Genomic DNA, 24,008 nt, shown 5'->3' with positions numbered 1-24,008 from the left:
TCCTAAAAAAGAACAGAACTCCCGTCATCAGCTTTTCTACTTTTTTATTTACCAAATGGTCTTCAACTCCGCTCTCCGTAGGAGTCCTTTGGACAGACTGACAAAACTTTATGAGAGAGACAACAATATGCATTCCCTGCTTTAGTCTTTCTTCTGCTACTATTAAATTATTTTCTTTACTTTGCCTACTCTTTAAAAAGGCATGATTAATCAGTTTAGAAAGCTAAATCCAATTAACCTCGTATTCTTGCTGGCGTACACGTTCTTTCTGCGTATTGCCATTTTTCATGAAACGCACGATAAGCTGAACTTTGATTTTTTGGAGCCATTTGCCCGATTGCTGATTAATATCAATTTAGACGACGCCTTTACGCCATACACTAATATTTTTATCGCCGCACTTTTGGTTTATGTACAGGCTTTAATTTTCAACCGGGTTGTAAACAATCATAATTTATTGGCCAAACCCAGTTTCCTACCGGGACTGATGTTTATAACAGGAACAAGCCTATTTATGCCTTTTATGATTCTAAGTCCGGCATTATTATGCAACTTTCTGTTGATCTGGATTATAGATAAGTTTTTAAAACTGGGTAAAAGTGCTAACGCTATTACTACTGTTTTCGATATCGGGATGATTATAGGGGTTGGAACATTGATCTACTTTCCGTTTATGGCCATGTTGCTCATGATCTTTTTAGCGCTATTGCTTTTTAGATCGTTTAATTGGCGCGAATGGGTAGCGGGTTTAATTGGTTTTATAACGGTTTTCTTTTTTTTGGCTGTATTTTATTATTGGAAAGATAATTTAAGCTCGTTTTATCAGATATGGAAGCCATTGGGCAATAAGTTTCCCTCAGTGTTTAAAATCAACTATAACGATTACCTGGTGCTCATCCCGGTAACGGTAATTATTATACTGGCGTCACTACAGCTCCGCGAAAATTTCTTTAGGAGTTTTATCAGTACAAGGAAGAGTTTTCAGCTGTTGTTTTTCATGTTTATTGTTTCTGCAGCTAGTTTTTATCTTAAACCCGATTTCAGGACCTGGCATTTTTTGCTCTGTGTACCACCAGGATCGGTACTGTTGGCGTACTATTTTAGTAATGCCAAAAAACGTTGGTTTTACGAAACATTGTTCGTTTTATTTGTGCTTTCGATACAGTATTTTCTGTTTGTTTAACCTTTTTTAACAAATAACTAGAACGAAACTTGACAAAGATTAATAGCTTTGTGCATGATTTTAGAATTAAAGCTTTTTTAGTTTTAATCAAGATGGATAAAAAATGGAGTCACTGGAATTTCTAAGAACATATTATTTGCAGCGGGAGATTTTAAATGCGTAGGTTAAGCATTGATATTGGAAATTCTGCTGTTAAGGTTGCTGTTTTTGCAAATAGAGAAATTGTTCATCATCAGCGTTTCAATAAAATTGGGATACTTGACCTGGCTCAATTGATTGAGAAGTTTTCGCCTGCAAAATCTATCATCAGTAGTGTTAACCAGGAAATTGGGCCACTAGAAGTATTTTTAAAAAAGCATACCGAATATATCCGTTTTTCAACCATGTTAACGAATGGCGTACAAAATAGATATAAAACGCCGGTTACTTTGGGATTAGATCGGTGGGCTGCTATTTTGGGGGCAAATGGCCTGCATCCAGCAAATGCAAGTTTAGTGGTTGATGCGGGTACCTGTATTACCTACGATGTTTTAAGTAGCTCGAAGGAATATTTTGGGGGGAGTATAAGTCCGGGAATTAAAATGCGTTTTAAGGCTGTACATGAATTTACTGGCCGTTTGCCATTGGTGGAGTGGGATGCAAATGAGGCTATTGTGGAAGGTACTGATACACAATCGGCAATAAAAAACGGCGTTTTACAGGGGATAATAAACGAAATTGAAGGCTTTATTGCCCTAAATAATAAAAAAGAAAGTGCTCTGAAGGTAATTATAACAGGAGGGGATGCTAATTTTTTGTATAAACAATTACAAAACAGCATCTTTGCGCCTCAAATTATAAAAGATCCTTACTTAGTATTAAAAGGATTAAATGAAGCTATTGCAGATTAAAATGTACAAAAGAATAAATTATATTGCAGCCATACTCGTTCTAGTTTGTGGTTTAAGTGCTCAGGCACAGGTTACCACTTCATCGCCATATTCAAGATATGGACTTGGAAATATAAAGGGATCTTTGTTACCCCAGCTTAGAGCAATGGGTGGAATTTCTACCGCAGTAGGAAAAGTAACAGGGTTCAATTATATCAATATGCAAAATCCGGCTTCTTATGCTGGAATAACTTTAACTACTATTGATGTGGGAATGAGTGCAGGTTTAACTAATCTTTCGCGGAATAATTTAAGCGAAACGAGTTTTAACTCTACTTTTAGCCATTTGGCATTTGCAGCTCCCGTTACCAGGAGATCAGCCCTGAGCTTTGGTATTTTACCTTATTCAGATCTTGGTTATTCTTACAGAAGCACGACCAAAGTTGATACAACCACTTTGGACCAGCTTTATGAAGGCGAAGGTGGTTTATCAAAAGCTTACTTGGGTTATGGCTATCGTTTTGGCGATCATTTAAGAATTGGCGGTAACTTAGAATATATTTTTGGCAACCTCCAAACGACAAGGGCTACCGAATTTCAATCTGCAGGGGCTTATAACGCTAAACTTCAAAATAAAAACAGCGTTGGTGGTATCAATTATTCTTATGGTATCCAGTACGATTTTAATATCGGCAAGAAAACAATTATGACCTTGGGCTACTCTGGAAGTACCTCTGGAAAGATAAATTCAACACAAACTTCTTTTGCTACGTTATACACAAGAGATCAAAGTGGTAACGAAAACACTGCAGCCGATACGTTAAATATTGTGAATAACGGAAAATCTAACCTTACTTTACCATTAACCCACAATTTTGGTATCGCCATCCAACAAAATGATAAGTGGATGATCGGCGCTGATTTTAGAATGGGCAAATGGTCTGCAACAAGTATCAATAACGTAAACCAAGGTTTGCAAGATAGCTGGGGCGCTTCGTTAGGTGGCCAGTGGACTCCAGATGCATTTTCTTACAACAGTTACATGAAACGTGTAGATTACCGCATAGGTTTTAACTATGATAAAACCTATATCAAGATCGGTAACCAGGATATCAAACAAATGGGGGCATCGCTAGGTTTCGGCTTCCCGCTACCTACTGCTAATGGCGGTACTGCATTTTATAAAATCAATTTTACAACAGAACTCGGACAAAGAGGAACTTTAAACAATAATCTTGTTAAAGAGAAATATATCAACTTCCACTTAGGCTTTACCTTGAATGATACCTGGTTCCGTAAGTACCGCGTAGACTAATGAATTTAAAGACATTTTTATATGGTCTGTTTCTGGTGGTGCCTTTTTTTCTGGCTTCCTGTGGAGACGACGATCTAAAAAATGCCAATTCAGTTTCACCGAATAAAGTTATTTTAAGCAGAGACCGGACCATCGGTGTTGATATTACCTATAGCGATTCGGCCAGAATCAAGGCTAAAGGCTATGCCCCGATACTGGATAAAGTTACACCTAGCAACGGGAGTGCTTATCAGGAAATGATTAAAGGGGTGAACATAGACTTTTATAACCCGAACGGAACTGTAGATGGAAACTTAGTGTGTGATTACGCCATTAGGAGAGACAATGAGCTTAAAACCGAATTCAGGAAAAATGTGGTGGTGAAAAACAGTAAGGGCGATACCTTTTCGTCACAAGAATTAATTTGGGATGAATCGAAGAAGATTTTTTATTCCAACCAGCGGGTATATGTGAAAGGTGTAGATGGTAGTATTGGCGAAGGTATTAACTTTAAGGCCCCACAAGATTTTAGCACTTATGAAATGGATAGTGGAAACGGTGAATTGAATATGAAGGAAGGCGTGGCGCCGTAGACTGATACATGCATTCAATCATCCGCTCATTCTCTAATTCAATCACTCAAAATTCTGTCATTCAATCATTAAAACAGGGCTTGTATTTGCTTAAAAATTAAACACTTGATAAATAAAATTTTGTGTTTTCTTTTTTGAGGCAAATTTGTATCTTGCGCCCTCTTAAAAAAGAACTAAATAAATTTATAATTACAATATGGGATTAATGACATTTTTGCGTAACCGTGCAGGCTATATTCTAGTTTTTGCCATCGGTTTTGCAATTGTTGCATTTTTAGTAGGTGATGCAATTAACGTAGGTAAACCTTTTTGGTCGGCAAATCAAAAAGTTGTAGGATCTATTGATGGTAAGGATATCAATATTGATGAATTCGGACCAAAGGTTGATCAAGGAGTAAACCAAATGAAACAACAATATGGCGGTAGTGCAAATGCACAGATGACTGCTATGGCTGTTGATCAGGCATGGAATGCAGAGTTGGCAAAAGTTTTGTTAACTAAAGAATATGATCGTTTAGGTTTAACCGTTTCGGAAGACGAATTGGTAGATTTATTACAAGGTCAAAACCCTAGCCCCCTTATTAAACAATATTTCTCTAACCCGCAAACAGGACAGTTAGACCGTGCTACCTTGATGAACTTTCTAAAATCGAAAGAACCTCAGGCTTTGCAGCAATCTAATATGTTACAGGAAGAAATTAAAAACCAGGCATTACAAACCAAATATTCTAACTTAATCCGTAACTCGGTTTATGTAACCTCTTTAGAAGCTACAGATGAATATAATAACCGTAACAAACTGGCCAACTTTAAATATGTAAGTTTGGATTATGCTTCAATTCCTGATAAGTCAGTTAAATTAACTGATGCTGATTATTCGGAATATTATGATCAGAACAAAGCACGTTTCAACAATCCACAAGAAACACGTGCTTTCGAATACGTTACTTTCAGTATCAGTCCAACCAAAGCAGATTCATTAGCAATCAAAGCTCAGGTAGATAAAATTGCTGCTGATTTCCAGGTAGCTAAAAACGATTCACTTTTTGCAGCGATCAATTCAGACGTAAAAGTTCCCTTTACTTATATCACAAAAGGTAAATTAGATCCTGCGGTTGATTCAGCTGTATTTTCTTTACCTGCAGGCAGCTTTTATGGTCCTAAATTAAGTGGTAACTCATACAAAATTGTAAAAGTTGTGTCTACCCGTATTTCACCTGATTCAGTAAAAGCAAGCCATATTTTAATCGACCCTGCTAAAGTGGGTGGCGATGATAAGGCCGTTAAATTGGCAGATTCATTAAAAGGATTAATTTTAAAAGGTGGCAATTTTGCCGAACTGGCTAAAAACTATAGTGTAGATGGTTCGAAAGATAAAGGCGGTGAATTGGGTACTTTCGCACGTGGTGCAATGGTTCCTGAATTTGAAAATGCTGCTTTTGATGGTAAAGCAGGAGATATTAAAGTAGTAAAATCTCAGTTTGGCTACCATATTCTTAAAATCGAAAAACAGATCGGTTCTTCTAAAGTAGCTAAATTGGCTTATGTAGAAAAAGCATTGGCAGCCAGTAGCAAAACTCAGGCAGCTGCTTATAAAGCCGCAAGTAATTTCTTAACCGAAGTAAAAGGTAACGATTTTAACAAATTTGCTGCACAAAAAGGATTAAAAGTGGCTGTTGCTGATAAGGTTGCATCAACCCAAGGATTTGCAGCTGGATTGGATAATCCACGTAAATTAATCCAGGATGCTTATGCCGCCGACAAAGGTGATGTATTGCCAGAAATTTATACCATGAGCAATGCTTATGTTGTGGCCCGTTTAACTACAATCAGCCCGAAAGGTATTTTATCGTTAGCTGATGTGAAGAAAGAAATTGAGCCAATGGTAATTAATGCCGTTAAAGCAAAACAATTGAAAGAAAAATTGGCTAACGCCGGTAAGGGAAGTATTGATCAGGTTGCAGCTAAAGTTGCACGTCCGGTTAATCCTGTTCAGAATGTTGTATTTGCTAATCCGGTAATTCCAGGCGTGGCACAAGAAAATGCTTTGGTAGGAAGCGTTTTCGGTTCACAGCCAGGTAAAGTATCTGCTCCTGTTCAGGGTGAACGCGGTGTTTATGTATTTTCAGTTGATGGGTTTACAAACCCTGCACCGATTGCCAATATGTTCAAACAAAAAGAAAGCATGATGTTAAGTTTAGGACAGCGTTCATTGGGATCGGCTTTCCAGGCTCTACAGGAAAATGCCAAGATAAAAGACAATCGTGTGAAATTCTATTAATTAGAAATTCCGTAATTTTGTAACCGTTCCGATGATTAGTCGGAACGGTTTTTTTATTTAAAGCCATGGAAATTCAAGAAAACATCGTTAATAAAGTAGCCAACAGTGGTTTAATTACTTTAAACCTCGAAGATTTTTATCATAAAGGCGAAAGAGTGGTTTATGATATTGTAGATAATCTATTTCATGGTTTAATGCTAAGGGAAAAGGATTTTAGGGAGTTTATTAAAAATCACGATTGGGCACAATACCAGGATAAGAATGTAGCCATTATCTGTTCGGCTGATGCAATTGTACCTACCTGGGCATATATGTTATTGGCCAATAGGCTAAAACCCTACGCTAATGAAGTCGTATTCGGGGATCTAAACACATTAGAAGCTGTTTTATTTACTAAGGCACTGGCTAAAATTAATCCGCAAGATTATGCCAACGAGCGTGTGGTGGTAAAAGGATGTGGAGATATCGATGTCCCTGTTGCAGCTTATGTTGAGGTAACCAACTTACTTACCCCGGTAGTTAAAAGCATTATGTTTGGCGAGCCGTGCTCAACTGTTCCTGTATATAAAAGAAAAGATTAAATTTTGGTTTGCTTTTTGTATATCTTCATAGGAGAAAGAATTTAACCACATTTTTAGGAAACAGTTCTTTCCCAACAACACACAAATGAGTACAAAAGCAATGAAGAAATTATTTATAACCGTCGCGGCTGGCCTATGCAGTCTTTTCACAATGGCTCAAGAACTTCCCCTGAAAAAAGAAGCCGTATTTCAGGAAGGTGAAGTTTTGCAGTATAAATTAAGGTATGGATTTATTACGGCGGCAGAAGCCACTATTAAGGTCGCTAATTCCGATTTAAAGTTTGATAATAAACCTACCTATAAACTTACGGTTGATGCGCAGACTTCGGGTACTTTTGATATATTTTATAAAATAAGAGACCATTACGATTCGTATATTGATAAAACAGATCTTTTGCCTTACTTCTATCAGGAGAATATCCGTGAGGCCAGTTACAGGCGACAGGATAAGGCACGTTTTACTCAAGATGCAAAGAAAGTGGTATCAAACAGGGGAACTTTTACTACACCAACCAATCAGACATTTGATCTGGTATCGGCCTATTATTTTGCCAGAAGCCTTGATATCAGTAAAATCAAAATTGGCGATAAGTTTAAACTGAACTATTTCTTGGGTGATGAAATCTCGGCCTTGGAAGTTGAATATATTGGAAAAGAAACGATAAAAAGTAAATTAGGAAACATCCGTTGTTTAAAATTTAGCCCATCAATAAAACCGGGCAGGATATTTAAAAAAGATAGTCGGTTATACCTTTGGGTAACTGATGATGGAAACCGTGTACCGGTAAAGGCTCAGGTAGAGATATTGGTTGGCGCGGTAACCATGGAATTAAAATCGGCCGATGGGCTGAAATATGCTTTAGCAAAAGAATAATGATGATAGAAGTTGAACAGGTGCTGGTGCACGAAGATGTATTGAAGGAAAACTTTGTTTGTAATTTAAGCAAGTGTAAAGGCATCTGCTGTGTAGAAGGTGATTCCGGGGCACCATTGGATAACGATGAAAAAGCAGTTTTGGAGGAAATTTATCCCCAAATTAAACACCTGTTAAATGAAAAAGGTATTAAAGCCATTGAAGAGCAAGGGGTTTATGTTGTTGATGAAGATGGCGATTTAACCACCCCCTGTGTCGATAAAAATAAAGAATGCGCTTATGTGTTGTTCGAAGGTGGTATTACCAAGTGTGCCATTGAAAAAGCATACGAGCAAGGTATCATAGATTGGCAGAAACCGATTTCCTGCCATTTGTACCCTATCCGGATAACCAAATATCCAGAATTTGAAGTGCTAAATTACGATCGCTGGCATATCTGTCATGATGCCTGTACCTTTGGTCGCGAACTTAAGGTTCCAGTATATAGCTTTTTAAAAGGACCACTGATCCGTAAATATGGAGAAGAATGGTATAAGGAGCTGGAAAGTTCGGTAGCGGCGATGTAATATCCCTTGCAAAATCTTAGTAAGTATGGTGATGATAAAGTTTGTAATAACACTTTATCTATGCTAACTATGCTTGATCTATACTTAGGAAGCATATATCGCATGTGCCAGCGTATACTGGAATCCAGTATTACTTTTGTTGACTATTCAATTCAATTTGAGCAAATATTTCATCGGGTTCATTTACTATATCCTTCTTTTGAAGTGGTATTGTACTATTAAACTTAAGTAATAAGAATCTCTTAAAACTAATTTTCAATTTATAGGTTTATAGTTTAACTTTGTGTTTCTAACTGAATATTTTATGAGCAATATCTCTGATCCGAAACCGGTGAAAAAGGGTAAAAGGATGGACAGTGACCATAATAAATTGGAAGAGTCTTACACACCTGTTTCAAAACACAAATTCGAAGGATGGCCTATTTTGTGGATTTTAATCGCCATATTTTTAATTTCTGCAATTTTATGGTATACAGGAGCTACACCCTACTTAATTAAGTGGATTGCCAATAAATAAAGATGTATTTCAAAAAATAATGAGGCTGATTTTGGCAATATGAATCATTGGCTTTCCGTGAAAAACTCAATGCATTACCACCTTATGGAGAGACGTTAATTTTGATGAAGCAGAAAAAACTGGTTAAAATTTTTCGTCATCGCTGGGAATCTGCTCAGCGGAGAAATAGCAGTACAACATTAATCCAAAGGAAATAATATAAAATGCCGCGATAATTAAAAGGAATGTGCTCATATTAAATAGTTATTTGGTTAGTGTAATTATAACGTTAAGTTATCTTAAATTGTATATGATGATGTATTTATTTTGGGTTAATTACTAACATATTTTAATTTATTGTTGAAAACTAATTTTATAGTTTATCTTTTGAGTAATTATACTTGCCATTTATAGCTTAATAAACACATCGCCTCTTTAAAACGGTATGACAACAACTAGAGCCGTCAAACTGTAGCCTTGGGCGCTAAGACAGGTTTTTATTTCAAGGCACTAGCATAATATTAAAAAGATCCGCGGTACTAAAGTGTCTGAGGGTAAGTTTATAACAGTTTAAAGTTTTGTAAGATGATCTCATCATTTTTATTTAAGTGAGTAGTTAAAAAAACATAATTGCAAACGAGTGAGACTGATGGAGAGATCAAAAGCGATTAAAAACAATAAATATCTACTGATCGAATGAGATGATCGGCTAAAACTTAGAAAATATATAAAACGCTGAGCAGTATCATTGCGAATTCACATTATAAAATTGATACTTAGCCATTCAGATGTTGAGAAAGTCAAAATTAAGTTGTTTTTTGCCTAAATCTAGCTTACTTTAGCAGAATTGAAAATCATTTAATAACTGTGAAAAAAATCTTAATCACTGGTGGTGCGGGCTTTATTGGCTCTCATGTAGTTCGCCGTTTTGTTAACAACTACCCTCAATACGAGATCGTCAACTTAGATAAACTTACTTATGCAGGTAACCTCGCTAACTTAACGGATATTGAAAATAAACCGAATTATAGATTTGTAAAGGAAGATATTGCAGATGCTACTGCGATGTTCGATTTGTTTAAAAACGAAAACTTTGATGCTGTAATTCACCTTGCAGCAGAAAGTCATGTAGACCGTTCTATTTCTGATCCAACGGCTTTCGTCATTACCAATGTTATTGGTACGGTAAATTTATTAAATGCGGCCCGCGAATATTGGAAAGGTGATTACGATAAAAAACGTTTTTACCATGTAAGTACTGATGAGGTTTATGGCGCTTTAGGTGAAACAGGTATGTTTACTGAAACAACCGCTTACGATCCACATAGCCCTTATTCGGCATCAAAAGCGAGCTCTGATCATTTTGTAAGGGCTTACCACGATACTTATGGCATGGATTGTGTCATTTCTAATTGCTCAAACAACTATGGTTCTCATCATTTTCCTGAGAAATTGATCCCATTAGCCATTAATAATATTAAAAATAACAAACCGGTACCTGTATATGGTAAAGGCGAAAACGTACGCGATTGGTTATGGGTAGAAGACCACGCCAGGGCAATCGATGTAATTTTCCACAATTCGAAAACAGGAGATACTTACAACATTGGCGGACATAACGAGTGGAAAAATATTGATCTGATCAATTTGCTTTGCACCATTATGGATCAAAAATTAGGCCGCGAAGCTGGAGAATCGGCCAAACTGATTACCTATGTAACCGACCGCGCAGGGCATGATTTACGCTATGCCATTGATTCTAGTAAATTACAAAATCAATTGGATTGGGTACCCAGCTTACAATTTGAAGAAGGTTTGGCTAAAACAGTAGACTGGTATTTACAAAACGAAGACTGGTTAAACAATGTAACCTCAGGCAATTATCAATCTTATTACGAACAACAGTACAGCAGTAAATAATGGAAATCGAACAAACAGGATTAAAAGACTGTCTGATTATAAAGCCAAGGGTATTTGAAGATCCCAGAGGTTATTTTTTTGAAAGTTTTAATCAAAATACCTTTGAAGAAAAGACAGGTTTATCCGGCAGGTTTGTTCAGGATAACCAGTCTTATTCGTCATATGGTGTAATCCGTGGCCTACATGCCCAAACCGGAGAATTTGCGCAGGCCAAATTGGTCCGTGTAACCAAGGGTGAGGTATTGGATGTTGCGGTAGATGTTCGCCCAAGTTCACCAACTTATGGTAAACACATTGCCGTACGGTTAAGTGCAGAGAATAAATTGCAGTTGTATATTCCCAGAGGCTTTGTACATGGCTTTTCGGTATTGAGCGAAACCGCAGAATTCTTATACAAATGTGATAATTTTTTCAATAAAGCTTCAGAAACTGGCGTAATTTATAATGATGCGGACCTGAACATCGATTGGTTAATTCCAGAAGAAGATCAAGCTATTTCAGATAAAGACCTTCTTTTAAAACCCTTTTCAGCTTTACAGCACATATGAGCAAAATATTAGTAATTGGTGCTGGTGGACAGTTAGGCCAATGTTTAAAAACAGTAGCTGAACGCAGAGGAATTAACGATATTGTTTTTCCGGCCGAGCAGGATGCCAATATCCTGGATGAGTCTGGCTTGAATGATCTGCTCGCTGCAGCGCAACCTGCTTTTGTGATTAACTGTGCCGCTTATACTGCTGTAGATAAAGCAGAGGATGAAGTTGAGCTGGCTAAAGCCATTAACGAAACAGGTGCGGGCTACTTAGCCTCGGCTTGTTTAGCAAATGGGGCAACACTTATACATGTTTCTACCGATTTTGTTTTTGAAGGCAACAAAGTAAAATTGCTAAAAGAAGATGATGAGGCTAAACCCATTAATGTATATGGTGTAACTAAACTAGATGGTGAGCTTGCGGTTACTGCTGTATTGCCTGCCCACTTCATTATGCGAACCAGCTGGTTGTACTCCGAGTACGCCAACAACTTTGTAAAAACCATGCTTAAACTTGGTGCCGAGCGTGATGAACTAAATATCATTGCAGATCAGGTGGGTACGCCAACCTACGCGATTGATCTGGCAAATGCTATTTTTGATATTATAAGTTCTTCATCCGCCGCTTATGGCGTTTACCATTATAGTAATGAAGGCGTAACTTCATGGTTTGATTTTGCTACTGCTATTTTTGATATTAGTAAAACAGCTGTTAAAGTAAATCCTATTCCAGGTTCTGCTTATCCAACTAAAGCTACCCGTCCGGCATTTTCGGTCATGGATAAAACCAAGATTAAAGAAACGTTTAATATTCAAATTCCTTATTGGAGAGATAGCTTGGTGGAGTGTATAAAACAAATTAAAATACAATAAATAGGCATCATTATTTCATTTAGGTCTGTAGTGACCAATGAACCAATGACAGATGAACTAATAACTAGAATATGAAAGGTATAATCTTAGCTGGTGGCAGCGGAACCCGTTTGCATCCCTTAACTTTGGCTTGTAGTAAACAGATGATGCCGGTTTACGATAAACCGATGATCTATTATCCTCTGTCTACGCTGATGTTGGCTGGGATAAAAGAAATTCTGATTATCTCTACCCCACACGATCTGCCAAATTTTGAGAAATTATTGGGCGATGGCACTTCTTTGGGCTGTAAATTTAGTTATGCCGTACAGGCAGAACCGAATGGTTTAGCACAGGCTTTTGTGATTGGTGAAGAATTTATTGGCAAAGATAAAGTTGCTTTGGTATTGGGCGATAATATATTCCATGGCGATGGTATGGCCAAATTATTACAGGCCAGTTCCGACCCTGATGGAGGTGTGGTATTTGCTTACCAGGTTGCTGATCCTGAACGTTACGGTGTGGTAGAATTTGATGAAAATAAAAAGGCCATTTCTATTGAAGAAAAACCTGTTCAACCCAAATCAGACTATGCAGTGCCTGGATTGTATTTTTATGATAATGAGGTAGTAGAAATTGCAAAAAATATTAAACCTTCTCCTCGTGGTGAGTACGAAATTACCGATGTGAACCGAATCTATCTAGAACGAGGTAAATTAAAGGTAGGTGTATTAAGCCGTGGAACAGCCTGGTTAGATACCGGAACTTTTACCTCTTTAATGCAGGCCGGACAGTTTGTGCAGATCATTGAAGAAAGACAAGGCTTAAAAATCGGGTGTATTGAAGAAATTGCTTACCGTATGGGGTTTATCGATGCAGAACAGCTTAAGGCTATCGCTACTCCATTGGTTAAAAGTGGTTATGGTAGTTACCTGTTAAAGCAGATTAAATAAGAAGTTTTAGTATAGTTTAATATACGCGTAATTCTAAATCACCAATTGATGCCATGTATTGATTGGTGATTTTCTTTTATTTGGAATTTTTGTCATCCTGAGCGCAGGGAAGGATCTCTAAAATGCATAGACAATCTTTACCACATAAGAGATATAATTTCATATAAGCACTACTCCCCTAAATCTGTGCCCTTCGCACTTTCTATTTGTGTCCTCTGTGGTTAAAAGAATTAAGCTTTCTACATTTATCTTATATTTGCCCAATTACCGAAAGAAAAAATGAATACAGAAAAGCAGATTGCCATTATTGGTTTAGGTTATGTAGGTTTACCCCTGGCTATCGAATTTGCTAAGAAATATAAAGTAATTGGTTTTGATACGAATGAGGAGCGGGTAGCGGAGTTAAATCAACTACAGGACCGAACAAATGAAGCCAATCTGGAAGATCTGAAAACTGTAATTGCTGCATCGGAGATGGGTTTAACGCTGAGTGCCAATTTAGCAGACCTGGCCACATGTACCATCTATATCGTTACCGTACCCACTCCTATCGACCAGCTCAAACGGCCAGATTTACAACCTTTACTTGCGGCCAGTAAAATGTTAGGTATCGTATTAAAAACAGGTGATATCGTCATTTATGAATCAACTGTTTATCCAGGTTGTACCGAAGAAGATTGTGTGCCTGTTTTAGAAAAAATTTCAGGATTAAAATATAACATCGATTTTTTCTGTGGTTATTCCCCAGAGCGGATTAATCCTGGAGATAAAATTAACACCCTTACCAAAATTAAAAAGGTAACCTCGGGCTCTACGCCTGCAATTGCTGCTGAAATTGATCAACTCTACGCATCTATTATTACGGCAGGTACTCATTTGGCACCAAGCATTAAAGTGGCAGAAGCCTCAAAAGCAATAGAAAATGCGCAGCGGGATGTAAATATCTCTTTTGTAAACGAACTGGCCTTAATTTTTGATCGCATGGGCATTGATACAGCAGATGTGTTGGCTGCTGCTGCAACCAAATGGAATTTCCTAAACTATAAACCCGGCCTGGTTGGCGGCCATTGTATTGGTGTAGATCCATATTACCTGGCGCATAAATCGGAGGCTTTGGGTTATAAACCTGAAGTGATTCTATCTGGCAGAAGGGTGAATGACAATATGGGGATGTTTGTGGCCAATAAGGTGATCAAAATGTTGGTGGCTAGAGACAAAGTGATCAATGGAGCTAGAGCCCTCATCCTGGGCTTTGCTTTTAAAGAAAATTGCCCTGATACCAGAAATACAAGGGTAACTGATATTTACAAGGAGCTGAAAGCTTTTAGTATGGATGTTGATGTATATGATCCATGGGCTAATAGGGATGAAGTGAAAGCGGAGTATGGCATCGAAATGATCGATGATGGTCAGTTTAAACATTATGATGCCGTTATCCTTGCTGTGGCGCACCAGCAGTTTTTAGACATTGATTATCGCAGTATTAAAGAAAAAGGGGCACTCATTTTTGATACCAAATCTTTTATCGACAGGAATTTGGTTGATGCCAGGTTATAAAATCTGTCGATTCTTTACCCTTTGTTTACCTTTTATTTACCCTTTCTGTACACCAAGTTAACCCCAGGGTTACCCCAGGCTTACCTATTCTTTACCTTTTTATTACCTAAAAGGTAAAGAAACAATATAAAAATGGCCGATAAAAGGAAGTCTATAAAACAGGAAATAGCCTTGCTAGTGTGAGCTTGATAAGGAGAATGGGTAACAGGAACAATATAACTTAGCAGCTTTGGTTAAAAAAAAAGGTAATTTTTGATCTTCATTTAATAAAAAAGGACGAATATTTAAAAGAGGGATATTATAAAGCCTTAACTATTTTGAATTACATTTCTGGAGTACTGTTGATAGCGTGAAGGTTATATTTTTGTTAATTTTCTTGTGCAAATTAAGCTGTAGATTCTTTTTAAAGCATCATTTTCGACTATTTGTCTGATTTAATCTACTCTTTATTGGGAAATAGTATGAATTTTATTAAATTTAACACGTTAATTAGAATAGTTTTTTTATTCTATAAATAATACTTTCAACTCGCATATTATTGCAGTGATAATTTCGTTTATAAACGAGTGATTATGATAAGGCGAGTCAATTTGATATTCCATTGCTATAAATATGTTAAGTTTTTTTACAAAAAAGAATAAGGTAACTGATATTTCCTGGCTAGGCATCGATATTCATTCTCATATCCTGCCTGGTATCGATGATGGTTCTCCTGATCTGGCTACCTCCTTACGTTTTGTTAAATCATTACAGGAACTGGGGTTTGATCAGCTGATTGCTACACCACATATCTATCAAGAACTGTATCCAAATACAAATGAAACAATCTTTAATGCAAAAGATTTACTACAACAAGAAATGGATAAAGGCAATGTTTCTTTGAAATTAAGTGCTGGTGCAGAGTACATGGTTGATCAGGATTTTAAAATGGATGGGCCGTTATGTACTTTAGATCAGAAGTATCTGTTGATTGAGATGTCTTATTTAAATGAAAGCCCAGGAATTAGTCAAACCATTTTTGATTTAGAAATTAAAGGATATAAGCCTATTCTAGCCCATCCGGAACGCTATACTTTTTATTTTAAGGATAGAAGCCGATTAAAGCGATTTAAAGAAAAAGGATGTCTTTTACAATTAAATTTACTATCCATATTAGGCTATTATGGTAAAGAGGTTAAACAACTGGCCGAAATTTTGCTTAAAGAAAAGATGTATGATTTTGCTGGGACAGATTTGCATCATGATAAACATCTGAATACATTAATGGAAGCAGTTCATTCAGGTAGGATTTATGACCTAATTGGTAGTTACGAATTTAAAAATCAACAAATATTTTCTTCTGTATTGCTTAGTTAATTTCCAATTAAAATATATTACAACAACCGTGAAAGTTACGAATTCTAGATTAACGGAGGATTATCGTTCGTTACGATTTTCTTGTTTTACAATTAAATGATTAAGTTTGCCACCGGTTTGAAATGATTATTAACGTTTTGAACGGATATATACCTATGAGTAATAAGAATAATGTAATAAAAGGGCTGAGATACTTAATATTCTCTGTAGTGGTAGCCCTTAGCGCATCCTGTGTGAGCAATAAGAAAATAGCTTATTTTCAGGATATTCAATCTATTAAACAAGCTAAATTAGATAGTGCGGCCGTTTTCACTGAGCCAGTAATACAGTCCGACGACATTTTAAGTATTAATATTTTTACGCTCAATCCACAGAGTGGTGCGATAGTGAATCAAGCAGCCAGCAATACTGTTTTAGGTGGAGGCGCTAACACAGCAGTTGCAGCTCAGCAGGTTTCAGGTTTTTTAGTTGATAGAAATGGGGATGTAGAGCTTTCTCTAATAGGAAAAGTTAAAGTAGCTGGTTTAACAACTTATCAAGCACGCGAATTAATTAGAGAAAAAGCTGCTGTTGTTTACAAAGAACCAAATGTTCAATTAAGATTTGCAAATTTCAAGGTGAGTGTTCTTGGTGAAGTTAATTCACCTTCTACGTATACTTTGCCAAATGAAAAAGTAAGTATATTGGATGCGCTTAGTTTAGCCGGCGATCTAACGATTTATGGCAAAAGAGATAATGTATTAATCGTCCGTGATAATAATGGAAAGAAAGAGTTTGTTAGATTGGATCTAAATTCCAGTAAAATATTTAATAGCCCATTCTATTACCTTAAGCAAAATGACGTTGTATATGTAGAACCTAATAAAAGAAAGGTATCTGCCTCAAATTCTGCTCAAATTCAAACTATTAGCGTAATAGCCTCTGTTATTTCAGTAATCGTGCTAGCCATTTCTAATTTTAAATAGATCCCGTATAAATTGTAATGAATAATCTAACCGAAAGAAATATGGTTTCCCGTGTAGAAGAAGAGGATAGCATCAATATTAAAGAAATAATAAACAAATTACTAAATAAGTGGCCTTGGTTTGTTATAAGTATTTTTGTATGTTTATTAATAGCCTTTATTTATGGGAAATATACCGCTCCAACATATCAAATTAGAGCTAAGCTTATCGTTAATGACGATGAAAAGGGTGGCAATCTAGGTAAGCAAGCTAGTTCTTTAATGGATTTAGGAGGGCTTATGGGATCAAAAAATTCTGTTGATAATGAAGCCGAAATTTTAAAAACTCGTTTTTTAATGGAACAGGTTGTTAGGGATATGCAATTAAATGTTGTTTATTCAAAAAAAACTGAGTTTTTTATCCGTGAACTTTATAGATCTCCTATTAACCTAGTTTTCATTAAAAGTGTTGATACAATTAATGCTACTGACTTTAAAGTAATAAAAGTTGCTAAGACTAAACTAAAAATTACTAGCCGTGATTTTGAAAAAACAGTTGCATTTGGTGAGAAATTTAACGTTCCAGGAGTAGGGATAATCCAACTAGTAGAAAATTCCGGGCTTAAAATGGATGAAAGTGAATACTTTATAAAAGTTAGCTCTATTGATACTCGGGTTGCATCACTCATGAAACAGCTTAGTGTTACAGTAAGTAATAAACAAGTTAGCATAATCGACTTGGGTTTATCTTACCCTGTGCCGGCGAAGGGAGAGGATATTCTGAATACACTCATCAATAGATATACCCAATCTAATCTAAGTGATAAAAATGCTGTAGCTGATAGCACTTATCGTTTTATCAAGGAACGTCTAAATGTTATTGCATCAGAATTAGGTGACGTTGAAAATAATGTGGAAAGCTTTAAGCAAAGGAATCAATTAGCAGACATGAGTGAGCAGGGTAAACTTCTCGTGCAGAATACTGGCGAATTTAGTACTGATCTGGCAAAAGCGGAGACTCAAGTAAGCGTGCTAAATGATTTGGAGAAATATCTGACTGATGACAGTAATGTGAAGCGGGTTTTTCCGTCAGCACTAATACCAACTGATATGGTTTTCTCTAATTTAATGAGCCAATATAATGCTCTTTTAATTGAAAGAGAAAAACAACTTTTAAGTGTAACTGAAGAAAGTCCATTCATTCAAAATATCGATACTCAGATAAAGGGATTGAAAAGTGATATACTTTCAAATGTTCGGAGTAGTAAAAATTCAGCAATACTGACTAGAAATAGGCTTAAAAGTCAATTGTTAAAGGCAGAGGGTAAAATTTCAGGAGTTCCGGAAGTTGAAAAAAATTATCTTAAATTAGCTAGAAACCAACAGATCAAGCAAGAGCTATACATTTTTCTAATGCAGAAGGCGGAAGAAACAAATATTTCAAAAACAGCTAATATTTCAATTGCAAAAACCATTGATCCACCAAAATCTGAATTACTTCCAATTGCTCCTAAAAAAAACATAGTTTATACCATTGGGTTAATTATTGGCATTTTGATTCCTATAATATTAATTTTTAGCCAAGCATTATTCAATACAACCGTTACAACTAAGGATGAAATCGGTGGATTTACGCAAGTACCAGTAATTGGCGAAATAAATCATAACGAAAGTGATGATAATTTAATTGTAGCAAATCAAGGAAGATCGGCTATATCTGAGCAATTTAGAGCATTAAGGACCAATCTTTCATTCTATTTAAAGAATAACAACGAAAAGGTTATTCTGCTTACATCTAGTATGAGTGGAGAGGGTAAATCATTTACGGCAATAAATCTTGGTAATATTTTAGCGCTGGCAGGTAAAAAGGTATTGTTAATGGAGTTTGACCTGAGAAAACCTGGTCTTTCGGCAAAATTGGGCATTGATAACTCGGTTGGCTTTAGCAATTATACAATTAGCCCTGAAATCAAAGTTACTGACATTGTAAAGCCCTTAACGATAAATAAGAATATGTTCATCATATCGTCTGGTCCACTACCGCCAAACCCTGCTGAAACATTATTAAGTGAACATACACCTGGGCTGATAGAAGAATTAAAAGCTCAATTTGATTATATTATAATGGATGCCCCTCCTATCGGAATTATAACTGATGCACAATTGCTATCGGTATACGCCGATGTAACACTTTACTTAGTGCGTCAAAAGGTTACACAAAAGGATCAACTTAATATAGTTGAAGAGTTGTTTACAAGTGGTAAAATGAAAAACTTAGGTATAGTTGTGAATGACATCGATACCAAACTTTATGGCTATGGTTATGGCTATGGTACCTACGGGGAAAATAAAAAGCCTAATTCATTAACTAAGCTTAAAAATATATTTAAAAATTCGTAGAAAAAATGAAAGTTGCACTAATTACGGGTATAACAGGACAAGATGGAACATATCTAGCGGAACTGTTGCTAGATAAAGGTTATATGGTTCATGGAATTAAAAGAAGAAGTTCTTTGTTTAATACAGATCGTATTGATCATCTTTATCAAGATCCTCATGATGATAATGTTAGATTTAAACTGCATTATGGAGATTTGACCGATTCAACGAATTTAATCAGACTTGTTCAAGAGATCCAACCAGATGAAATTTATAATTTAGGTGCAATGAGTCATGTAAAAGTGTCTTTTGATTCACCTGAATATGTTGCTAATGTAGACGGAATCGGAACCTTACGGATATTGGAGGCAGTGAGAATCTTAGGCTTGGAAAAAAAGACTAAGGTTTATCAGGCATCCACATCTGAATTATATGGTGGAATGCCAGAAAACAAAAATGATAAAGGATTTTATGATGAAAATTCACCTTTTTATCCACGTTCTCCATATGGTGTAGCAAAGATTTATGGTTTTTGGATTACCAAGAACTATCGCGAAGCTTATAATATGTTTGCTTGTAATGGGATATTATTTAATCATGAAAGTCCATTAAGGGGTGAGACTTTTGTAACTCGTAAAATCACCCGTGCGGTTGCTAAAATAGCTCAAGGTTTACAGAAGAAATTATTTTTAGGCAATCTGGATGCGGAACGTGACTGGGGGCATGCTAAGGACTACGTTGAGGCCATGTGGAGGATATTACAGCAAGATGTTGCTGAAGATTTTGTAATTGCTACTGGCGTAACTACGAGAGTTCGTGAATTTGTGCGTTTGGCCTTTGCTGAAGTTGGGATAACAATTGATTTTACTGGAGAAGGCGTTGAAGAAAAAGGTATCGTATCTGCATGTTCAAATCCTGAATTTCAAGTTGAGATTGGAACAGAGGTTGTAGGAGTTGATCCGGCATATTTCCGCCCTACGGAAGTGGATTTATTGATTGGAGACCCTACCAAATCAAAAACTAAATTAGGATGGGAACCTAAATATGATTTGGCTGCTTTAGTAAAAGAAATGGTGGCAGCTGACGTGGATCATTTCAGGAAAGAATCATTATTGAAATCTCATGGTTACACCATTAAAAATCAATACGAATAATGTCTGAATTGTATTTGCAAGATAAAAATGCAAAGGTCTATATTGCAGGGCATCGAGGAATGGTTGGCTCGGCAATATTTAGAAGATTACAAAAAGAAGGTTTTACTAATCTTGTTTTCCGTACTTCAGCAGAACTTGATTTAAGAGATCAACGTGCCGTAAAGGATTTTTTTGAAGATGAACGGCCTGACTATGTTTTTTTAGCCGCGGCTAAAGTAGGCGGCATTGTTGCTAATAACACTTATCGAGGAGATTTTATTTATGAAAATCTCATGATTCAGAGTAACATTATAGAGTCATCAAGAAGTGTTGATGTAAAAAAATTGATGTTTTTGGGCTCATCATGTATCTATCCAAAAATGGCTCCTCAACCTCTAAAAGAGGAGTATTTGTTAACAGGTGAATTGGAGCCCACTAATGAACCTTATGCGATTGCTAAGATTGCAGGAATTAAGATGTGTGACGCCTATCGCCAGCAATACGGCTGTAACTACATATCTGTGATGCCAACGAATCTTTATGGCTTGAACGATAATTATCATCCAGAGAATTCGCATGTATTACCGGCTTTAATCAGGAGGTTTGATGAAGCTAAAGTTAACAATCTATCATCTGTAAGCATATGGGGTAGTGGCTCTCCAAAAAGAGAGTTTTTATATGCTGATGATCTTGCAGATGCATGTATTCATTTAATGAGAAATTATAATGATGCTGGTTTGGTAAATATAGGCTGTGGTGAAGATTTAAGTATTAAGGAGTTGGCTTTTATGATTAAGGATATCGTTGGCTTTCATGGTGAAATTAATTTTGATATCAGCAAACCAGATGGTACACCAAGAAAGCTAATGGATGTTTCAAAATTGACTAATTTTGGATGGACCTACGCAACCCCTTTAGAAAAGGGGCTAAGATTGGCTTATGCAGATTTTAAAAACAAAAAGAATTAACTAAAATGAAAATTGGGATATTAGGAGCTGGTATTTCCGGCCTGAGTATAGGAAGAATGCTATCTAAGCAACATGATGTTGAATTACTTGAAAGGCATTCAATACATGGTGGAATTGCGAGAACGAAAATTGTTGAAGGGGTGGCATATCATACGGTAGGTGGGCATTGCTTTAACTCTAAATATCCCGATGTGTTGGATTTTGTCTTTAATGAAGTTTTGCCGAAAGAAAATTGGCATCAAGTTCAACGTAATGCAGTAATTAAATTGAAAGGGAAAGAAATTTCTTATCCAATAGAGTATGCGATACAACAGATTCATAACTTTGCGCCTGAATTAGCAATTGATATCACTAGAGATTTTTTAAGCGCAGAAGATAATAATGTTTATGAGAATTTGGAAGACTGGTTTAGAAAGAAATTTGGCAATACATTAGCTGAGGCTTATTTCATCCCTTATAATTCTAAAATCTGGAATAGGCCGCCAAGTGAAATGAGTCCAGCCTGGGTCGATGGAAAATTGCCTATTCCAAATAAGGAGTCATTTTTTAAAGGCCTCATTAGTAATGAAAGTGACAAAATGCCGCATGCAAGTTTTTACTACCCGGATAGTAATAATCAAAATACTTTTATAGACAAGTTGGCAGAGGGACTAACAATTTTAACTGACTTTACTGTAAATACAGTAGAAAAGAAAGCACAAAAATGGCTTATAAACGGGGAGAAAGAGTATGACTTAGTGATAAGTACATTGCCTTTAAACATATTGCCACATTTAATAAAGGGTACTCCTGATGAAGTTTTAGATGCAGCAGATAAATTACGTTATAATAAGGTAACTACCATGTTCTGGGAAACTGAAGAGACAGATAGAACCTGGACTTATATCCCTGAATCGTATAATTTTTTTCATAGATATATTCATATTGGAAGTTTCTTCAAGCCAAAGAAAAATTACTCCATGTCAGAGGTTGTGGGAGAGAAGACCAGGGAAGAGATGATCGAGAATGGTAAAAAAGATAGTTTTTTGAAAAGACCTATTGATTATAACGTTTCAGAACATGCCTATGTAGTTTTTGATGAGAATTATGATTCAGCGACAACTGCTGTTAAAAAATATCTTCAAGATATTGGTCTTCATACTCTTGGTAGATTTGGTGAGTGGCAGTATTACAATATGGATGTTTGTATTAAAAGCAGTTTAGACCTAGCACAAAAAATAAATTTGGCCTAAATGATAAAATGAGTTTAAAAAAGAACGTAATAAGTAATTTTATACTTACTTCATCAACAATATTATTTCCTTTAATTACGTTTCCATATGTAACAAGGGTTCTTTCAAGTAATGGTTTAGGCAGTATATTCTTTATTGATGCATTTTCGCAATATTTCATCATTTTGTCTTCTTTAGGTATACCCTTCTACGGTGTTAGAGAAATTGCAAAACATAAACATGATGTAAAAAGAAATTCTGATCTAGTTGTAGAACTTGTAACATTACAATTTTTCTTGGCGCTTACTTGTTGCTGTATTTTTTTTGCCCTACATTTTTTTATTCCAAAATTGGGCTCTCAAATTAGTTTAATACAGATTGCATGTTTATCAATCTTGTCAAATTCATTTTTGATCGAGTGGTACTATCAAGGAATAGAAAATTTCAGTTACATAACCAAAAGATCATTAATAATCAAAAGCCTTAGCGTAATAGCGATATTGGTACTGGTTAAGCGGCAAGATGATTATGTTCTTTATTTTTTAATTCTTTCATTGCTAGTATTTGCAAATTCATTTCTCAATTTTTACAATTTCTATAAATATTTCTATAAGGGATGGCCTGAGAAATTAAATTTGTCAATTCATCTTAAACCACTATTAGTTCTATTTAGCATAAATGTTTCTATAAGCGTATACACTGTTTTAGATACAGTTATTTTGGGTTTTTTTTCAACACCAGTGGCGGTTAGTTTTTATAATGTACCCTTGAAATTAGTAAAGATGTTTTGGTTGCTAATCGCTGGTATAGGAACAGTATTAATTCCACGGATGTCAGTGCTTCATGCCAATAAAAACAATGAAGCGATTAAGGATCTAATGGCGAAGTCAATTAATGTAATATTCTTAATTGCTTTACCTTTTTCTTTTTTTTGCGTTGTTTTCCCTAAAGAAATTTTAACTATAATTTCAGGTGAAAAATATTTACCAGCTGCCAATGTATTACGAATTCTATCTTTAATTCCTCTAATCATCGGGTTATGCAATGTTTTTGGAACACAATATTTATTACCTATTGGGCAAGAAAGAAAAATACTACACGCCACTATTTTAGGACTTGTTGTGAGTCTTACGTCTAACTTTATATTAATTCCGATTTACAGTTTTACAGGTGCAGCAATTTCTTGTTTGTTAGCAGAACTAACCGTTTGTATATACATATATATATGGGCAAGAAAGAATATAGCTATAACTTTTGACTATAAACTATTGTCTCTAATTATTTTATCTTTACTACCAAGTTTTTTATTGACTCTTGGCCTCAAGAACTACTTATCGTCTCTATCAATGATGGCTTTATCAATTTTTGTATATATAGTTAGTTTTATATTATTCCAGTTACTATTGTTTAGAAATAAGTTTGTTGAGGAAATTGTATCTAATATTTTGAAGTTTAAAAAGTAAATTA

General features: G+C 35.8%; 21 protein-coding genes. All 21 read left to right on the top strand.

The features are described 5' to 3' along the window. The first annotated feature begins 202 nt into the window (after positions 1-202). Entirely contained in the window at positions 203-1,183 is a 981-nt protein-coding gene (locus tag FHT21_RS15155) for a DUF6427 family protein (protein WP_167295631.1), read from the top strand. A 155-nt stretch (positions 1,184-1,338) separates the two neighbouring features. Then, the gene (locus tag FHT21_RS15150; protein WP_167295630.1) at positions 1,339-2,073 is read left to right on the top strand and encodes a type III pantothenate kinase; all 735 of its coding nucleotides are present in this window, start codon (positions 1,339-1,341) and stop codon (positions 2,071-2,073) included. A gap of 1 nt (position 2,074) precedes the next feature. Next, positions 2,075-3,367: an outer membrane protein transport protein gene (locus FHT21_RS15145; RefSeq protein WP_243854034.1), complete on the top strand. Its 1,293-nt coding sequence runs from the start codon at positions 2,075-2,077 to the stop codon at positions 3,365-3,367. Beyond that, positions 3,367-3,939 carry a hypothetical protein gene (locus FHT21_RS15140; protein ID WP_167295628.1) on the top strand — a complete coding sequence of 191 codons (573 nt, stop codon included), beginning with the start codon at positions 3,367-3,369 and terminating at the stop codon, positions 3,937-3,939. The genes FHT21_RS15145 and FHT21_RS15140 overlap by 1 nt, the downstream gene beginning before the upstream one ends. Before the next feature lie 196 nt (positions 3,940-4,135). Further along, positions 4,136-6,220, top strand: a complete 2,085-nt coding sequence (locus FHT21_RS15135; protein WP_167295627.1) for a SurA N-terminal domain-containing protein — start codon at positions 4,136-4,138, stop codon at positions 6,218-6,220. A 65-nt stretch (positions 6,221-6,285) separates the two neighbouring features. Further along, positions 6,286-6,801, top strand: a complete 516-nt coding sequence (locus FHT21_RS15130) for a DUF2480 family protein (RefSeq protein ID WP_167295626.1) — start codon at positions 6,286-6,288, stop codon at positions 6,799-6,801. A 100-nt stretch (positions 6,802-6,901) separates the two neighbouring features. Beyond that, positions 6,902-7,675, top strand: coding sequence for a DUF3108 domain-containing protein (locus FHT21_RS15125; protein WP_167296601.1), 774 nt, complete (start codon positions 6,902-6,904; stop codon positions 7,673-7,675). Between the two features lie 2 nt (positions 7,676-7,677). Next, positions 7,678-8,241, top strand: coding sequence for a DUF3109 family protein (locus FHT21_RS15120; protein ID WP_167296600.1), 564 nt, complete (start codon positions 7,678-7,680; stop codon positions 8,239-8,241). Positions 8,242-8,545: 304 nt separating this feature from the next. After that, positions 8,546-8,758 carry a hypothetical protein gene (locus FHT21_RS15115; RefSeq protein ID WP_167295625.1) on the top strand — a complete coding sequence of 71 codons (213 nt, stop codon included), beginning with the start codon at positions 8,546-8,548 and terminating at the stop codon, positions 8,756-8,758. A gap of 846 nt (positions 8,759-9,604) precedes the next feature. Next, a complete protein-coding gene (rfbB, locus tag FHT21_RS15110) occupies positions 9,605-10,657 on the top strand; it encodes a dTDP-glucose 4,6-dehydratase (RefSeq protein ID WP_167295624.1) in 1,053 nt (350 codons plus the stop codon). Continuing rightward, entirely contained in the window at positions 10,657-11,205 is a 549-nt protein-coding gene (gene rfbC, locus FHT21_RS15105; protein ID WP_167295623.1) for a dTDP-4-dehydrorhamnose 3,5-epimerase, read from the top strand. The genes rfbB and rfbC overlap by 1 nt, the downstream gene beginning before the upstream one ends. Further along, positions 11,202-12,062, top strand: a complete 861-nt coding sequence (rfbD, locus tag FHT21_RS15100) for a dTDP-4-dehydrorhamnose reductase (RefSeq protein ID WP_167295622.1) — start codon at positions 11,202-11,204, stop codon at positions 12,060-12,062. Before rfbC ends, rfbD begins: the two co-directional genes overlap by 4 nt. Before the next feature lie 71 nt (positions 12,063-12,133). Next, positions 12,134-12,994 carry a glucose-1-phosphate thymidylyltransferase RfbA gene (rfbA, locus tag FHT21_RS15095; protein WP_167295621.1) on the top strand — a complete coding sequence of 287 codons (861 nt, stop codon included), beginning with the start codon at positions 12,134-12,136 and terminating at the stop codon, positions 12,992-12,994. A gap of 279 nt (positions 12,995-13,273) precedes the next feature. After that, positions 13,274-14,551: a nucleotide sugar dehydrogenase gene (locus FHT21_RS15090; RefSeq protein WP_167295620.1), complete on the top strand. Its 1,278-nt coding sequence runs from the start codon at positions 13,274-13,276 to the stop codon at positions 14,549-14,551. A gap of 612 nt (positions 14,552-15,163) precedes the next feature. Next, positions 15,164-15,907: a CpsB/CapC family capsule biosynthesis tyrosine phosphatase gene (locus tag FHT21_RS15085; protein WP_167295619.1), complete on the top strand. Its 744-nt coding sequence runs from the start codon at positions 15,164-15,166 to the stop codon at positions 15,905-15,907. A 155-nt stretch (positions 15,908-16,062) separates the two neighbouring features. Then, the gene (locus FHT21_RS15080) at positions 16,063-16,872 is read left to right on the top strand and encodes a polysaccharide biosynthesis/export family protein (protein WP_167295618.1); all 810 of its coding nucleotides are present in this window, start codon (positions 16,063-16,065) and stop codon (positions 16,870-16,872) included. 17 nt (positions 16,873-16,889) lie between these two features. Next, a complete protein-coding gene (locus FHT21_RS15075) occupies positions 16,890-19,250 on the top strand; it encodes a tyrosine-protein kinase (RefSeq protein ID WP_243854033.1) in 2,361 nt (786 codons plus the stop codon). Between the two features lie 5 nt (positions 19,251-19,255). Then, positions 19,256-20,383 carry a GDP-mannose 4,6-dehydratase gene (gene gmd / locus FHT21_RS15070; protein ID WP_167295617.1) on the top strand — a complete coding sequence of 376 codons (1,128 nt, stop codon included), beginning with the start codon at positions 19,256-19,258 and terminating at the stop codon, positions 20,381-20,383. Then, on the top strand, positions 20,383-21,330 hold the full coding sequence (locus FHT21_RS15065; RefSeq protein WP_167295616.1) for a GDP-L-fucose synthase: 948 nt from the start codon (positions 20,383-20,385) through the stop codon (positions 21,328-21,330). Before gmd ends, FHT21_RS15065 begins: the two co-directional genes overlap by 1 nt. Before the next feature lie 5 nt (positions 21,331-21,335). After that, positions 21,336-22,562 carry an NAD(P)-binding protein gene (locus FHT21_RS15060; protein WP_167295615.1) on the top strand — a complete coding sequence of 409 codons (1,227 nt, stop codon included), beginning with the start codon at positions 21,336-21,338 and terminating at the stop codon, positions 22,560-22,562. 8 nt (positions 22,563-22,570) lie between these two features. Next, on the top strand, positions 22,571-24,004 hold the full coding sequence (locus FHT21_RS15055; RefSeq protein WP_167295614.1) for a flippase: 1,434 nt from the start codon (positions 22,571-22,573) through the stop codon (positions 24,002-24,004). Positions 24,005-24,008: the final 4 nt, after the last annotated feature.

Source organism: Pedobacter sp. SG908 (assembly GCF_011759615.1).
GTDB lineage: Bacteria > Bacteroidota > Bacteroidia > Sphingobacteriales > Sphingobacteriaceae > Pedobacter > Pedobacter riviphilus.
This window is presented reverse-complemented; position numbering and strand designations above follow the sequence as displayed.

Bases quoted from the DNA above. Each gene is read 5' to 3' on its own strand.
- FHT21_RS15125 (WP_167296601.1), top strand. From the start codon at position 6,902: ATGAAGAAATTATTTATAACCGTCGCGGCTGGCCTATGCAGTCTTTTC.
- FHT21_RS15060 (WP_167295615.1), top strand. From the start codon at position 21,336: ATGAAAATTGGGATATTAGGAGCTGGTATTTCCGGCCTGAGTATAGGA.
- FHT21_RS15065 (WP_167295616.1), top strand. From the start codon at position 20,383: ATGTCTGAATTGTATTTGCAAGATAAAAATGCAAAGGTCTATATTGCA.
- FHT21_RS15090 (WP_167295620.1), top strand. From the start codon at position 13,274: ATGAATACAGAAAAGCAGATTGCCATTATTGGTTTAGGTTATGTAGGT.
- FHT21_RS15135 (WP_167295627.1), top strand. From the start codon at position 4,136: ATGGGATTAATGACATTTTTGCGTAACCGTGCAGGCTATATTCTAGTT.
- FHT21_RS15075 (WP_243854033.1), top strand. From the start codon at position 16,890: ATGAATAATCTAACCGAAAGAAATATGGTTTCCCGTGTAGAAGAAGAG.
- FHT21_RS15120 (WP_167296600.1), top strand. From the start codon at position 7,678: ATGATAGAAGTTGAACAGGTGCTGGTGCACGAAGATGTATTGAAGGAA.
- FHT21_RS15085 (WP_167295619.1), top strand. From the start codon at position 15,164: ATGTTAAGTTTTTTTACAAAAAAGAATAAGGTAACTGATATTTCCTGG.
- FHT21_RS15140 (WP_167295628.1), top strand. From the start codon at position 3,367: ATGAATTTAAAGACATTTTTATATGGTCTGTTTCTGGTGGTGCCTTTT.
- FHT21_RS15080 (WP_167295618.1), top strand. From the start codon at position 16,063: ATGAGTAATAAGAATAATGTAATAAAAGGGCTGAGATACTTAATATTC.
- rfbA (WP_167295621.1), top strand. From the start codon at position 12,134: ATGAAAGGTATAATCTTAGCTGGTGGCAGCGGAACCCGTTTGCATCCC.
- FHT21_RS15130 (WP_167295626.1), top strand. From the start codon at position 6,286: ATGGAAATTCAAGAAAACATCGTTAATAAAGTAGCCAACAGTGGTTTA.
- FHT21_RS15150 (WP_167295630.1), top strand. From the start codon at position 1,339: ATGCGTAGGTTAAGCATTGATATTGGAAATTCTGCTGTTAAGGTTGCT.
- FHT21_RS15155 (WP_167295631.1), top strand. From the start codon at position 203: ATGATTAATCAGTTTAGAAAGCTAAATCCAATTAACCTCGTATTCTTG.
- rfbD (WP_167295622.1), top strand. From the start codon at position 11,202: ATGAGCAAAATATTAGTAATTGGTGCTGGTGGACAGTTAGGCCAATGT.
- FHT21_RS15145 (WP_243854034.1), top strand. From the start codon at position 2,075: ATGTACAAAAGAATAAATTATATTGCAGCCATACTCGTTCTAGTTTGT.
- gmd (WP_167295617.1), top strand. From the start codon at position 19,256: ATGAAAGTTGCACTAATTACGGGTATAACAGGACAAGATGGAACATAT.
- FHT21_RS15115 (WP_167295625.1), top strand. From the start codon at position 8,546: ATGAGCAATATCTCTGATCCGAAACCGGTGAAAAAGGGTAAAAGGATG.
- rfbC (WP_167295623.1), top strand. From the start codon at position 10,657: ATGGAAATCGAACAAACAGGATTAAAAGACTGTCTGATTATAAAGCCA.
- FHT21_RS15055 (WP_167295614.1), top strand. From the start codon at position 22,571: ATGAGTTTAAAAAAGAACGTAATAAGTAATTTTATACTTACTTCATCA.